Annotated in this window: 7 protein-coding genes, 1 tRNA gene and 1 pseudogene; 6 read left to right on the top strand and 3 right to left on the bottom strand. The window is 45.6% G+C overall.

Annotated elements, in window-relative coordinates:
* The first annotated feature begins 32 nt into the window (after positions 1 to 32).
* On the top strand, positions 33 to 2525 hold the full coding sequence (locus QT990_RS28075) for a hybrid sensor histidine kinase/response regulator (RefSeq protein WP_333466036.1): 2493 nt from the start codon (positions 33 to 35) through the stop codon (positions 2523 to 2525).
* 163 nt (positions 2526 to 2688) lie between these two features.
* Positions 2689 to 3777, top strand: coding sequence for a chemotaxis-specific protein-glutamate methyltransferase CheB (cheB, locus tag QT990_RS28070; RefSeq protein WP_333284006.1), 1089 nt, complete (start codon positions 2689 to 2691; stop codon positions 3775 to 3777).
* A 246-nt stretch (positions 3778 to 4023) separates the two neighbouring features.
* Here cheB and QT990_RS28065 read toward each other — a convergent pair whose 3' ends face one another.
* Positions 4024 to 4410 (bottom strand): response regulator, encoded by a 387-nt coding sequence (locus tag QT990_RS28065; protein WP_015175702.1) that lies wholly within the window; start codon positions 4408 to 4410, stop codon positions 4024 to 4026.
* Positions 4411 to 5151: 741 nt separating this feature from the next.
* Between QT990_RS28065 and QT990_RS28060 the strand changes: the two genes are divergently transcribed.
* Positions 5152 to 7956, top strand: coding sequence for a GAF domain-containing protein (locus tag QT990_RS28060; RefSeq protein WP_333466032.1), 2805 nt, complete (start codon positions 5152 to 5154; stop codon positions 7954 to 7956).
* Between the two features lie 101 nt (positions 7957 to 8057).
* Positions 8058 to 8129, top strand: a tRNA-Gln gene (locus QT990_RS28055).
* Between the two features lie 578 nt (positions 8130 to 8707).
* Here QT990_RS28055 and QT990_RS28050 read toward each other — a convergent pair.
* On the bottom strand, positions 8708 to 10213 hold the full coding sequence (locus QT990_RS28050) for a serine hydrolase (protein WP_333305058.1): 1506 nt from the start codon (positions 10211 to 10213) through the stop codon (positions 8708 to 8710).
* A 179-nt stretch (positions 10214 to 10392) separates the two neighbouring features.
* Between QT990_RS28050 and QT990_RS28045 the strand changes: the two genes are divergently transcribed.
* Complete coding sequence (locus tag QT990_RS28045; protein ID WP_333305060.1) at positions 10393 to 11508, top strand: N-acetylmuramoyl-L-alanine amidase-like domain-containing protein; 1116 nt, start codon at positions 10393 to 10395, stop codon at positions 11506 to 11508.
* Positions 11509 to 11827: 319 nt separating this feature from the next.
* On the opposite strand, the gene QT990_RS28040 is transcribed toward QT990_RS28045, so the two are convergent.
* Positions 11828 to 13159, bottom strand: a complete 1332-nt coding sequence (locus tag QT990_RS28040) for a D-alanyl-D-alanine carboxypeptidase (RefSeq protein ID WP_445305459.1) — start codon at positions 13157 to 13159, stop codon at positions 11828 to 11830.
* 397 nt (positions 13160 to 13556) lie between these two features.
* Between QT990_RS28040 and QT990_RS28035 the strand changes: the two are divergent.
* A pseudogene (locus QT990_RS28035) lies at positions 13557 to 14186 on the top strand (RNA-guided endonuclease InsQ/TnpB family protein); the annotation flags it as partial.
* Positions 14187 to 14243 lie beyond the last annotated feature (57 nt).

Below are 14243 nucleotides of genomic sequence, written 5' to 3'. Positions count from 1 at the left end.
GCTCAATTACCTATTACTCAAAAACATATATGATGATTGAAGATCAAGAACTTCGAGATGTATTTAAAGTCGCTAGTCAAGAACACTTACAGAAACTAGATGACGGATTGCTGTACTTAGAACAACATCCAGACGACTTCGCTAAGTTAGAACAATTGTTGCGGGAAACCCATTCTCTTAAAGGTGATGCTGGGATGCTGGGAGTAAAAAATGTAGCATCTTTAGCTCATCAAATGGAGCATATTTTGGGAGGTGTCAAGCGGGGAGAAACTCCACTAAATTCAGATATTAGCGATCGACTTTCGCAAGGTTTAGAGGCCATCCGCAAACTCGTTAACGAAGCCGTTACCGGCCAAGATTCCGGCATTAATACATTTTATATCCTCGCTAGCATGATGGGTGCTTCTAGTCAGTTACAGCCACAGGCGGCCGCCTCAATAGTAGAGCCATCATCTTCACCAGTACCAGAACAACCGTTGGTAGAACCGCAATTTACTGAGCCTCCTACCCAACAACCAGAAACCAACGTTGAAAATTCAGAAGTCGTTAACTTAGAGAAGAATTCCTCTTTTTTACCCCGACAATCCCAGCCCGAATTTCCACTGCAAGCTCACAACTTGCCTGCACCTTCTGAACCCGCCCCTGCGTCGGCGTCGCAGTCGGCAGTTACTGCATCCTCTACCTCATCTTACCGCATTGAAACCATTCGCGTTGCTACTCAAAATTTAGACGATTTAATGACTCAAGCAGGGGAACTTACTGTCACAAAAACTCGGCTAGGACACCGAGTTGCAGAGCTCGAACAAATTACAACTTTGTGGGAAGAGTGGAGCCGAGAATATTTTGTAACGAGCTTGACTCTCGATCGGATGCAAATAGATGAAAACGGTATTAAAGCCAACGGTAAATTTAGCCAATTGCAGGATTACTATCAACGTACAGAAGAACGTTTAGAACGTCTCGGAACTTTAGTCAACCGCTTGAGAAATCGAGTTTATGAAGATACTGCCAGACTCGAATTAATCGCTGAGGCATTAGAATCAGGAATTCGCACTCTGAGACTGCTGCCTTTGTCTACTATTTTTAATTTATTTCCTCGAACTGTTCGAGACTTAGCGAAACGGGAAGGTAAAGAAGTTGCCTTAGTGATTGAAGGAGGCGAAACTACAGCCGATAAACGCATTTTAGAGGAAATGAAAGACCCTTTAATGCACATGATTAGAAATGCGATCGACCACGGTATTGAAACTGTTGAGGAGCGGAAACAACTAGGTAAACCTCCCGTGGCTACTCTCCGAATCAAAGGCTATAATATTGCTAGCAATATTATTATTGAAGTTGCTGATGATGGTCGGGGACTAAATCTAGAGAGCATTAAACAAACGGCTGTCAAACGTAATCTTTGTACGCTTGAACAACTGGCAGAAATGACAGAAAATCAAGTACAATCTTTAATTTTTACTCCGGGTTTTTCGACAAAAAAATTTGTTACCGAAGTTTCGGGGCGCGGGGTGGGTTTAGATGTAGTTCGCACTAATGTTGAAGCCCTAAAAGGTAGTATTCAAGTAGAGTCTTTGCCGGGAAAAGGATGCACTTTGAGGCTGCAAATCAGCACATCTTTAGCTACAGCAAATGTATTAATTGTCGTAGTTGAAGACATTCCTTATGCTCTGCCAGTCGAGTTTGTAGACACGGCACAACAGGTGTCTCCGTCTGATATATTTGCTATAGAAGGTAAGGAAACTATACTTTCAAAGGGTCAGCCTCTGTCAGTTGCTCATCTGACAGATTTACTAGAATTAAACACTAGACAAGGCTGGCAAAAGAATCGGTATTTGAGACAGGAAACCGGGAGTGAAAGTCTGATAAAAAATCAAAAATACTTCGTAAATTCCACTTCAAAAATGCCTTGTATTGTTTTGAAAGTCGGGGAGGAAAGATTGGGATTATTTGTAGATGCTTTGATAGACGAACAGGATGTGGTGATGAAACCTCAAAGTCAATTGCTGAAACGGGTGCGAAATGTTTCGGGTGCCACCATTCTCGCTACTGGGGAAGTTTGTATGGTACTCAATCCCCACGATTTGATAAAATCTGTACGCCAGCAAGTTTCGTCTCGTGGGGTTGGGAGTGCGCGATCGCAACTTGAGACTGCCAGCAGAAAACAAGTTATACTATTAGCAGAAGACTCGATCGCCACGCGCACTCAAGAAAAACGCATCCTGGAAGGTGCGGGTTACGAAGTTGTGACTGCGGTAGACGGATTGGATGCTTTCCATAAATTGAAAACTCGCGATTTTGATGCTGTGATTTCTGACATACAAATGCCAAATTTAGACGGCTTGGCCCTGACTATTAAGATTCGGGAGCAAAAAGAATACAGTGAGTTGCCGATAATTTTAGTGACATCTTTGGCATCGGATGAAGATAAAAAAAGAGGTGCTGATGCGGGGGCAAATGCTTATATTCCTAAAGGTACTTTCAATCAAGATGTGCTGGTAGAGACACTAAAAAGGTTAGTGTAGTCATTAGTCATTAGTCATTAGTCATTAGTCATTAGTTATTAGCTATTTGTTATTTACTACCAATTAGCAAGGCCCAATGCCCTGTGTCTAGTGAAAAATTCCCCGTGCATGGATGCCGAATTTATCATTTCCCGTTCCCCATTCCCCATTTCCCAGCAAACTGATGTTATCGCCCATTAAACTATTGTTAGTTGAAGATTCTCCAGTAGTTACGCTCGTCCTCAAACGAATTTTTGAGTCCTCGCCAGACATCCAAGTTGTAGGAACCGCTTGCAACGGATTAGAAGGACTAGAATTAATCCCCAAACTTCAGCCCCAAGTAATCTGTACGGATTTGAACATGGTACCAATGAACGGGTTAGAATTTACGGAAGAAGTAATGAAGAAATATCCGCTACCAATTTTAGTAATTAGTGCTTCAGTGCAAGCGAATGATACTCAGAATGTATTTCAACTGTTAAAGGCTGGTGCATTGGATGTTTTTCCGAAACCGATTGGCGGGTTGGTATCTGATTACGCTCGCCTCGCCAATCAATTAATAGCTAAAGTTAAAATCCTCTCAGGAGTTAAAGTATTTACACGGCATCAAAAAAAGATGCCAACAGAATATAATAATAATCAAGTTGTAAAAATCAACCAAGCACCAGTTGCTAATTACAAGTTCTCCAACGAAAATGTTAAATCTCCAACTATTAAAGTATTGGCTATAGGGGCTTCAACAGGGGGACCGCAAGCACTGTACACGATTATTTCTAAACTTCCGGCTAGTTTTCCAGTGCCTATAATTTGTGTCCAGCACATCAGTGAAGGTTTTTTGCAAGGATTAGTTGATTGGCTGGGTAATGAATCGAAACTGCCTGTTAAGATAGCTTCTTTTGGGGAATTGCCACAAGCAGGGACTGTTTATTTCCCGCCGGAAAAACGTCATTTAGAATTGGACTCTCAAGGGCGATTTGTTTATTCAGAATCGGCTCATGTCGCGGGACACTGCCCTTCTGTAACGGTGACATTTAAGTCGGTAGCTAATTTTTATAGTCGGGCAGCAGCGGGGGTTTTGCTGACAGGAATGGGTAGAGATGGTGCTGACGGAATGTTGGCTATCGCCACACAAGGGGGGTTGACAATCGCCCAAGACGAAGCTAGCTGCATTGTCTTCGGAATGCCCAAGGAGGCGATCGCCCTCGGTGCCGCCCAATATGTTCTACCTGTCAGTGCGATCGCTCCCCTACTCCTGGCTAAATTAAAAATTTAGGACTTAAGCTGAAGTGCATTTAAATTGTAGAGTCAAATTTAAGAAAAGTCTTGTGGGGTGGGCGTCTCGCCCGCCCAAAAAATACAATTTAGATGCCCAACAGCTTACCTCGCAAATAGTGCAGAATACCCCGCCCCCCGACTTGTTAAAGAAGTCGAGGATCAGAGAGCGCGAGCCAAACTTTTTACTTCATTAATTACTCAAATTACTTCATTAATTACTCAAAACTGATTTTTTTTATTCCGATTATTTGATTTTGATAAACTTACCAATTACCTCGCGTAACTTATCAGCATCAAAAGGCTTAGTTAAATACTCTGTTGCTCCCGCCAAACGCCCCTGTACCTTATCAAAGGCTCCATCTCGCGCTGTCAGCATTACGATCGGCAAATTCTGAAACTGAGGCAAGCTCCGCACCGTGCGGCAGAGTTCCAATCCGTCAATACCAGGCATCGAAACATCGAGCAACAAAACCGAAATTTGTTCGTGATAAATCGTTGACAAAGCATCCACTGCATTGTCGGTTACGAGAACTCGAAACTCTTTGCTTAAGGCCTGTTTAACAAGTCCTTGCATCACGACGCTATCATCAACTGCCAAAATAGTTGGTACTTGACTGCTACTTGCAGACATATTCTTCTCCCTGTTTATTTATAGTTGTTGAAAATACCAAACATAATTCCCGCCGTCATTTTTTGAGAGTTGTCTCTGTGCAATAATTGTCAACCCCGTTGGAGCGTTAGTTGAAACTTTAGCCCGGTTTTTTTTACCTCAAGCCCAAAAAAAGGGATTGGGAGAGTGGTCGATCGGCAATTACAACAGTTGCAAAATGTGCATCCGGGCCCATAAACCCTAAAAGGTCGAGTTTGAACAACTCTTGTTACAAAGTTTAACATCTTACCAATCTTTTGTAATTCATCTCCTAACTGTAGTTGAACGGTCGGAATCGGCACAGCTCGGTAAAGGACACTGGTATTGTGGCACAAACCCCTGATTTAAATCTACCAGCAAGCCAGCTACCCACGATTAGACAAGTCTGTTAAAATACAATTAAACTGATTAAAAAATTAAAGGTAAGCAATAGTCATATATTTGGGAAAGCGGCTTCCTCCCAACAGAGGCTCTTAGATTTAGAGAGCCGGAGGTATTCAAAAGCATAGTCAACTGGAAGTATAATTTATATAGTCTTAGATCTGGGGTGCTCTAACTCCCATAACCCAAAAGTTTCCAGATCAGTCAAGAGGTTAGTCGGAATTTGGCGCAAGCAGCCTGCGCCGAATTTGCGCCCACAGTCTCCCATCACACAATTCATAGCTTGTTTTTCTCGAAAGTATTGAGAAGGGCGGTTGCCAGCAACTAGACGGGCAGTTACACATGATGAAAGCACCCTTGCCTCTTGATAAAAAAGTGTTCAAGCTCCATAACATTGACTTGTATCAGCTTCTCGGCTCTGCTCCAGACGCTTGCTTGGACAATTTGGTAGGTTTGGCAGCTCAGCTTAGCCGAACTCCTATTGCTTTCTTGAGCTTGATTGACGGAAACCGCCACTGGTTGAAGTCGCAGCTAGGTATCGATCGAACTTTGGCCCACCGTTACCTGAATTTTTGCGCTCGCGCCCTGGATCAAATTCCCGAAGAGTTCGCAGTCGGCTCAAACTCAAACTCGGAATTTGACCGGGCAATTCCCCTGCAAAAACCGCCAGTTGCTCCCGAATTGGCGATCGAACTCCCTATAAATTCCTTTAAAGGACTGCCTGCAGCCATTGTTCGAGACGCTTCCACAGATGTGAGATTTGGCGAGCATCCGCTGATCGTTTTCTACCCCTTCGTGAAATTTTACGCCGGAATCCCAGTTGTTAGCTCAGATGGGCAGGTGCTGGGAGTGCTATCCGTCATGGACTCGGTGCCGCGAGACTTGACAAAAGAAACGATAGAAGCTCTCCAAGCTTTAAGTCGGCAAGTTGCGAGTTTGGTGGAGCTGCGCTGGCAATTAGTCAAAGCCCAGAAACAGTTGCCAGAGGTAGAAGATATCAGCTCGAACAGCCAGCAAATCTCGGAGTTAGTTCCTGGCTCTAACCGATCGAGCTGGTATGCGGTACATACGCCACAGAGTAGCAGGACAATATACGGAACAAAAAAGCTCCCGACGCTGGGGGAAACAGGCAAATCTCAATATGGGTGGGAAGCTTCAGCGGGCATCGGGCGCGCGGACGATACCCAACAAATCCGAGAAATCGTTGCCGGCCCCCGCGACACCTCGGATCGCCAACTAACGGCAGCATCCCTACAAGAGCGAGCTCGCTTGGGAACCCTGCAAGCTAAAGTCGGTGCAGCCCTCGGACAAGGCGGGAAAATATCGGTCATCCTCAACCGCTGCACCGAGGCAATGGTAGAGTACCTAGACGCCACAGGGGTGAGCATCTGGACTTTCAACCCGCAGACAGAGCGGTTAGAATTGCAGGCCAATTCAGGACTTAGCAGCCAAGAGTGGGCACGGGAAATAGAAGATTGGGTGCGAACAGAAGCCGGAAACCTCCAAACGGCTCCTGTGTGCCTACTGTCGAACCCGTCTCTCTGCGCCGCCTATCCGCTGATTGTGGAGGATCGGTTGGTGGGAGTGATGGCTCTGTGCAGTAACGCTTTGGCAAGCGAGGGAGCGCTAGAAGTTCTGGGCTGCATGGCTAACGCCATCGCCGTGGCGATCGATCGCGTCACTGCCCGAGAAGAATTGTTGAGCCGCCGCGAAGCCCTGCTCTTCGGCCTCGCCAGCCAGATGCGGAATTCCCTCGATCTCGACAAAATTTTAGATACGGCTGTCAACGAAATTCGCAGCTTGTTGCAGGTTGACCAGTGCTACTTTTTGTGGTATTCCATCTCGCGAGACGGGCAGCCAAGCTTTGCAATCACCCACGAAGCGGCAAATCCCGAACTGAAAGACCGACTTACAGAATACCCGATCGAACAAGTAACCCTGCTGGCCGAGAAAATTAGCCACCGCCAAACGCTCCGGCTCGGCGACACTGCCACAGCACTGTGCATCGAACCGCCCACGCGAGCTTTTTTGAGCAGTATCGGGATTGTTTCTAACCTGCTGCTGCCTGTCAAGACTCGCTCCGGTCAAATGGGTGCTGTAGTTTGTAACCATTACAGCAGCCACCGTTCTTGGGCGACGAGCGAAGTGGAATTGCTGCAAGCGGTGGTGGATCAATTGGCGATCGCGATCGACCAAGCCGAACTCTACGCCCAAACCCGGGCGGCAGCCTTAGCAGCTCAAACTCAAGCCCGCCAACTGACGGAAACATTGCAGCAGTTGCAGCAGAAAGAAGCTCAGCTCATCCAAAACGAAAAAATGTCCTCTCTCGGTCAAATGGTCGCCGGCGTCGCCCATGAAATTAACAATCCGGTTAATTTTATTTACGGCAACTTGACTTATTGCAAGCAGTACATGAAAAATCTGCTGGATTTGCTGCACTTGTATCAAAAGCACTACCCCGAGCCTTGCCCCGAAATACTCGACAAAAACGAAGAAATCGATGTTGAGTTCATAGTGCCGGATTTGCTGAAAATTCTGTCTTCAATAGAGATGGGAACTGAACGCATCCGCCAAATTGTCCTGTCTCTGCGGAACTTCGCACGGCACGACGAAGCCGAGATGAAGCCGGTGGACATTCACGAAGGGATTGACAGCACGCTGCTGATTTTGCAGAGTCGCTTGAAGTCAAACGGGCTAGTGCCGGGAATTGAGGTAATTAAAGACTACGGCAACTTGCCGAAGGTAGAGTGCTATCCCGGACAGCTCAACCAAGTATTTATGAATATTTTGGCGAATGCGATCGACTCTTTGGAAAATCAGCCTCCGCCCAAGACGATCAAAATCTCGACGGCGGTGGTGAACCCAGACTCGGAGGCTGATGAGTCAGGAAAGTCGAGGGGTCAAGTTGTGGTGATTCGGATTCAAGACAGCGGGCCCGGATTGCCCGAAAAAGCTAAATGCCACTTGTTTGACCCTTTCTTTACCACTAAACCTGTAGGCAAGGGTACGGGGCTCGGCTTGTCTATCAGCTACCAGATAGTGGTGGAAAAACACGGAGGAAGTTTGAAGTGTATCTCGGAACCGGGACAGGGAGCGGATTTCAGGATTGAAATCCCCGTAGCTCGCCCCCCTGCGAGCAAAGCATAAACCTGCAGGCGACGGGTTCCAAAAACATTTTTTAAATTTTATTGTCAAAATGCTTGACAGATTCCCGTGTCTGGGTGTTACTATATTAAATGTTGAGACGTTGGGGCGTCGCCAAGTGGTAAGGCAGCTGGTTTTGGTCCAGCCATTCAGAGGTTCGAATCCTTTCGCCCCAGTTAAATTGTATCCAGTAAATCAATTGTTAAACTCACCGTTTAGAGTTAGCGCTTGGCAGACGAGAGAAAAACGACTTCATTACGACAAACTTAATTAGCACTTGCTCATATCATGTCTGATCGAGTGACCGTGATTAAAAGGGCGGGTTTTTGAGATTGTCAATTATTGGCAGATATTTTTCGTGAACCCGCCCTTACCCTATTAAGGGTAATGGGCCGGACATAGTATCATAGGATATCAGAAACCGGATTTATTTATGCGGGTTTTAGCTAACCTAAAAGCATAGAGTTGTGGTCAAAAAATTGTTTTTTTTGGCCGCCAGTACCCATTTTTCGCAGAAACAGTTGTTTGTGCATAATCTCACTTCTGACCGCGCCGGAATTGTAAAATCGAGTCAACATTCAACACTCATATCAAATCCGGTTGCATTGGAATGATTAAACCGCTGTTGACGCAGAGAAAACAGAGGAAGAGAACAGAGAGACGAATAATTCCGATGCTACCCGATTGCATCTAACCATCATTCAGTTTTTCGACTAACAGTCAACAGTCAACAGTCAACAGGCACTACTCCATATCACTGCAAAGTGCTGGGGCCACGATCGTTTAGCCGATCGAAAACGTATCGGGAAATTGCAGGAAATGCTGTTTCGTCCTTGGAATAAGCAGGATCGTCTGCGAAAACAACTAAGATATAAATGGCGCGATCGTCTAAAGTTCTCACAAATGCCGCTTCGCTGCGGGATTTGGAAGTATAGCCTACTTTGGAACCAAAATAAATATTAGGTGGTAAAGATTCGCCGAGAAATCCTTGTATTGAGTTGAGAGGGTCTTTTTTCCAAGCCTTGGGGTCTAAGTCTCTCGTTAGCAAGTAAGCCATTTTGCGGCTGGCGACGCTGGAAACCGCTTGCCTAGTATAGATTTCATATATTAATCTGGCTGCTTGGTCGGTAGTTACTTGATTGCGAATCGGCACAGAAGCATCGCCCCGCAATTGCAAGTCGCGACCGATTGGCCCTTCTTGTCTTAAATAGTATATGGGATAATTTTTGGTGCTTATACGAAGATCATTGTAGCCGGCCGACTGGAAAAATGTGTTAATTTGAGTGCGCTTTTTCAGCCAGGTTTGCAACTCTTCTCCTGCGAGCCTGCCGCCGGATTTTGTATCTGTGATTTTGTCTAAAAGTCGGCTGGCAGCATCGTTATTGGAGACGCGCATCATTTGTTCTAGGTCGTTTTTAAAGGCAGATTCTCTTTGCGTAATGATGCCTTTTTCTATGGCTGAGTAGAACGCTGCCATCCAAAATAACTTGGCAACGCTAGCGGGAAATCGGAGAGTTTGATTTTGATATCCAGCAAAGGTGTGACTTTGGGAATTGCTGACATCAAATAGGGTAATTGATAGCCGTTCTGCGGGCAGTCCTTTGCTGGTTGCAATTTTCACAGATTCATCAACAATCCCTTGCAATTCTTGAGAGTAAACTGGATTGGGAGGTGTTTTGATGTTGTAGCTAAAGGTAGGCTCGCTTTGACGATCGGCTAAATTTTCCGATGGTTCAATTGTCGGAGGCGAGAGTGTTTCTTGAGGCGAGACGGCCTGTTGAGGCAATATGACTGGCGGTTCTGGGGCACGGCGAATTCTGAACGGTATTGTGACAATCCAACCGATCGCGATCGCCCCGGCAATTAAACACAAAATGTTACGGTATTTTAGCCGAGAAAATTTCGTCCTCACTCGGCGACGAGATGGCACTGGGCCTTCGCTGCTTTGGCGTCGGCGTCCGACGGGGCGCTGGCTGCTTTGGCGTCGGGATTGGATTAGACCTGTTGCATGAATCTTTGCTTGATCGGTCAACCGCAGATACAAGGCAGATGAACGCAGATTAACCCAGATAATTCCCAGAATTGAGAGCGACTTTTGCAAGAGGTCTATGGGGCGTCGGGTCGGGATTGGGCGACGACGAGATAGCACCGGGCGCTCGGTGCTTTGGCGTCGGGACTGGAATGGGCGCTCGGTGCTTTGGCGTCGGGACTCGATTGGGGGTTGCGGCCCGATGGGGCGGCGTCGGCGTTCTACTTGCATTACAGTTTTGTGCTATCAAACTCGCACGATCAGTTTATAATAGGGCGGCATCTAAATGACAAGTGTATCGATCTAGTCCGCTGTTGCCAAGTTTATCTGTCTACTAGGCTGATTGAGAATTCTAGTAATTGTAAAATTTTCAGGATAGCACTGAGTTGAAGCAAAATCCTTTGAAAAACATGAGAAATTTTTGGAGTCTGGCTGTTTTGGGATTTGCGATCGTCGGCGTGAATAATTCTTTGATACCTGATGTTTGGGCATTTCAGTCTCAATCTGCAGCGGGATATGTTGTCGATCGACAAACAGCAGGACAGGGCGCGGATGTAGCGTTTTCCTTGACGGGAGAAAGCGAAAATCGGGAAGTAACAAACAAGCAAACTGTTTCCAGTTTTCCGAGTATGTTGTGGGACTTCAACAATTTAGCGGAAATTTCCTATTCCGAATTGCTGAAAGTGCTGGCGAGACGACCAGACTCAAATAATTCAAATAACACGGAGAGAGAAACCGCTGCACAACCTGAAGACATAGCACGTTTTGAACAGGTTGTACAGTATGCAAAACAACAAAATTTGCACGATCGCTCGATGGGAGAAATCGTCCAGGCAATCGCCAATAATTTCCTAGGGAAGCCCTACGCCGCTGGTTTGCTGGACAAATCCGGCGAAGAAAAGTTGATCGTAACTTTGAATAAATTTGATTGCGTTTTATTTGTAGAAACCGTTTTGGCGATCGCCAGGGGCGTAGCAGTACAAGATTACGACTATCAAAATTTTGTAAATCGCATAGAAGAACAGCGGTATTTAAACGGTAAAATCAACGGTTATTGCAGCAGATTGCACTATTTTTCCGAATGGATTAACGACAATCAAAAACGGCAAACTGTGGAAAATATCACGGCTGAATTAGGGGGAGTACCCATGAATAAAACACTAAATTTCATGAGTCAGCACCGCAGCAGTTACCCGCAAATGGTCAAAGACGAAACGACTTATCAGTGCATAGTCAGCCAAGAAGCAGAGTTAGCCAAAACTACTGTTAATTACATCCCCACAAATCAGATAAAAAGTGTTTATTCTCAGTTAAAACCAGGGGATATTGTAGCGGTAGCCACGGATGTTAAAGGATTGGATGTCACCCACACCGGTTTAGTATACCGCAATGCTGACGGCAATATGGGTTTAATTCACGCTTCGCCGGCTGGGGAGGTGACAGTTGCTTACGACTTGCAGAGATATATTAGCAGAGTCGAAAGTGCGATCGGCATTGTAGTCGCTAGGGCAAAAACACCTAATTAAATTGGTTTGTACTCCTAGGGTGTATCAGCTTGCATTATTTTAGCTAAAAATTCCACTTTTCTGTGCTGACACACCCTACAAACTAAAGAAACCGGATTTTTTGCTGAATTTGCGGGTGACAAGGCGTCTTTTTGTAAAAAAACCCGGTTTCTGGGCCCCCATGCGTAAGCCTCCAATCATATCGTTTCCGGTTGCATCGGAATAATAAAATCGAGTCAACAGTTAACACTCAACCATTGAGTTTTTCCACCCCTCCTTCTACAGTCAACAGTCAACAGTCAACAGTCAACAATCATAAAGAGTGCAACCGGAATTGATATCAATTGACAATTTCGCTGCGAGATACCTTACTCTTTCTAGCAGGATTTGGCGTTAATTCCGGCGGCGAAACTTGAACACTTCCCCACTCATTCAAAAAGCTTTTCAGCAAAACCTCTTGCTGAGTGCGAAATGTCTCGACATTTGCCCCTCCATTCATAATCACAAACCACACAGTTTCTTGTTTTTGAGTTGGCAGCGCTCCGCCCAAAGCGCTAACATTATCCAAGGTGCCAGATTTGACTACTGCTAATTTTGGAAGCGCCCGTTCTGCCAGTATTCCTTCATCTTTTCCAACTACAGTTAAGACATCAGCAACTGTCATGCTGTAAGGTTCAAGATAGCGTTCTAAAGCTAGAAATAGCGCGCAAGCAGCCCGTGGAGAAATGAGATTTTCTTCGCTCAATCCCGAACCGTTGACGAGTTGAATTTCTGCGGGAGGAACTCCGGTTGCTGCTGCTGCTTTTTGCGCGACTGTTTTAGCGCCACCGACAGTATCAGCTAGCATATCTGCCATGAGATTGTTGCTGTACTGATTCATTTTTTTGATCAGTTCGGCGAGGGGCAAAGAATAATGTTTGACTAAAGGCTGCACGTCATTGGGAGGTGCTGACAAAACTTTTACAGTACCATCAATTGCTATTTGGGGTTTGGGCGTATTGGGAGGCAGTGTTTGATACTGGGCAGCGGCTTCGCTGGGCCAGATTTGACTGTTCAATCCTTGTTTGAGCAATTCTCCCGATTTGAGGGGATCAAGTTCAAAGTTCATGTAAAACTTATCGACAATTATCAAATTGCCACTGACTCGCTTGATGCCTTTTTGATTTAAGGCGTTACCGAGGGCGATCGCCTCTTCCCAAACAAACAACGGATCTTCGCTTCCGCCCACAATTAAATCGCCTTTTAATACGCCGTTTTCAATTTTTCCCGTTGTACCAATTAAGGTAATAAATTGATGTTCCGGCCCGAATTGTTGCAGCGCTACGAGAGATGTTGCTACTTTGGTAATAGAAGCGGCTGACAGAGGAACGGTACCTTGATGATTGGCTAGCAAAGTATTGCCAGATTGCATCCAGACGCCTTGGTTTTCTTTGGCAAAACCTTGGGCGGCTAAGCCGTTGAGATATTGCTGGATTTTGGTATTTGTGGGGGTTTCGGGATTGGTAGCAGAGACTATTAAGGGCTGAGGCTGACTTGGTTTAACTGGCGGCGGGGAAGATTCAGCTACAGGAGAGGGAGATGCAAGTTGAGGTGATTCAGTAGCTGCACATCCGGCAATAATTGTGAGAAGGGCGATCGAACTCGCAGCAGTCAAGTAGCGGTTTTTCAGCATTACTTTAATTTTTTTCATCATAATGTACGATCGTCTGTTCGGCACGCCCGATGGAAAGTTTAGCATTCTTCTCGCGCGTGGGGCGAGCCTCCGGATCTGCATTACCAAACTCCCGAACCGCTAAAATTGCCTATCTTCTTCCTTCTCCATCTTTCTTCGCGCACTTCGCGTCTTCGCGGTTCGTTAAATATATCTCCTTGAAATGCTTCGGAAACCCATCTTCAGCGCCTGGGGCCTTCACCCCAGGCCGATCGCTCTCACAAATTTTCGATAAACTGGTTTATCAAAAAACTGGGTTGAAAACCCCGTCCTTCTAGGACGGCTTTAATTGTAACTTTTCATTACGCCATACTCCGTTTTGTGCTGATTGCGGTAGCATAAGAGTGGAGGTAGAGCCATGCTCGTTTTTGAGTTTAAATCTTACGGAAAATCAAGTCAGTTCAAAGCAGTAGACGAAGCAATTCGTACCGCTCAATTTGTCCGCAATAGCTGTTTGCGCTATTGGATGGACAATCCCAAAAAGAACAAATACGACTTGAATAAATATTGTGCTGTACTGGCAGCTACGTTTCCGTTTGCTGACGAACTCAACTCAATGGCAAGACAATCAAGTGCTGAACGTGCTTGGGCAGCTATCTCCCGATTTTACGAAAACTGCAAGAAGAAGATTCCTGGTAAAAAAGGGTATCCAAAGTTCCAGCGAGACTGTCGCTCGGTAGAGTACAAGTCAACCGGATGGAAGGTTGCAGATGACAGAAAGTCGATAACTTTCACGGATAAAAAAGGAATTGGCAAACTCAAACTCAAAGGCACACGCGACCTGCATTTTTACCAAATCAACCAAATAAAACGGGTTCGATTGGTAAAACGTGCGGATGGTGTGTACGTCCAGTTCTGTATTGATGTTGACCGAAAGGAAAATACAGCGCCGACAGGTAATACTATTGGATTGGATGTCGGGCTAAAAGAATATTACACCGATTCAAACGGAATCAAGGTTGAAAATCCGGCGTTGCTGAATCAAGGTATGAATACCCCAGGAATGGGAATATCGTCAAACTTCAAGTAATGTATTAATAACTTA

It is taken from the genome of Microcoleus sp. T3_B1 (genome assembly GCF_036700445.1).
Taxonomy (GTDB): domain Bacteria; phylum Cyanobacteriota; class Cyanobacteriia; order Cyanobacteriales; family Microcoleaceae; genus Microcoleus.
This window is presented reverse-complemented; position numbering and strand designations above follow the sequence as displayed.

Bases quoted from the DNA above. Each gene is read 5' to 3' on its own strand.
- QT990_RS28075 (WP_333466036.1), top strand. From the start codon at position 33: ATGATTGAAGATCAAGAACTTCGAGATGTATTTAAAGTCGCTAGTCAA.
- cheB (WP_333284006.1), top strand. From the start codon at position 2,689: ATGTTATCGCCCATTAAACTATTGTTAGTTGAAGATTCTCCAGTAGTT.
- QT990_RS28065 (WP_015175702.1), bottom strand. From the start codon at position 4,410: ATGTCTGCAAGTAGCAGTCAAGTACCAACTATTTTGGCAGTTGATGAT.
- QT990_RS28060 (WP_333466032.1), top strand. From the start codon at position 5,152: ATGATGAAAGCACCCTTGCCTCTTGATAAAAAAGTGTTCAAGCTCCAT.
- QT990_RS28050 (WP_333305058.1), bottom strand. From the start codon at position 10,213: ATGCAAGTAGAACGCCGACGCCGCCCCATCGGGCCGCAACCCCCAATC.
- QT990_RS28045 (WP_333305060.1), top strand. From the start codon at position 10,393: ATGAGAAATTTTTGGAGTCTGGCTGTTTTGGGATTTGCGATCGTCGGC.
- QT990_RS28040 (WP_445305459.1), bottom strand. From the start codon at position 13,159: ATGCTGAAAAACCGCTACTTGACTGCTGCGAGTTCGATCGCCCTTCTC.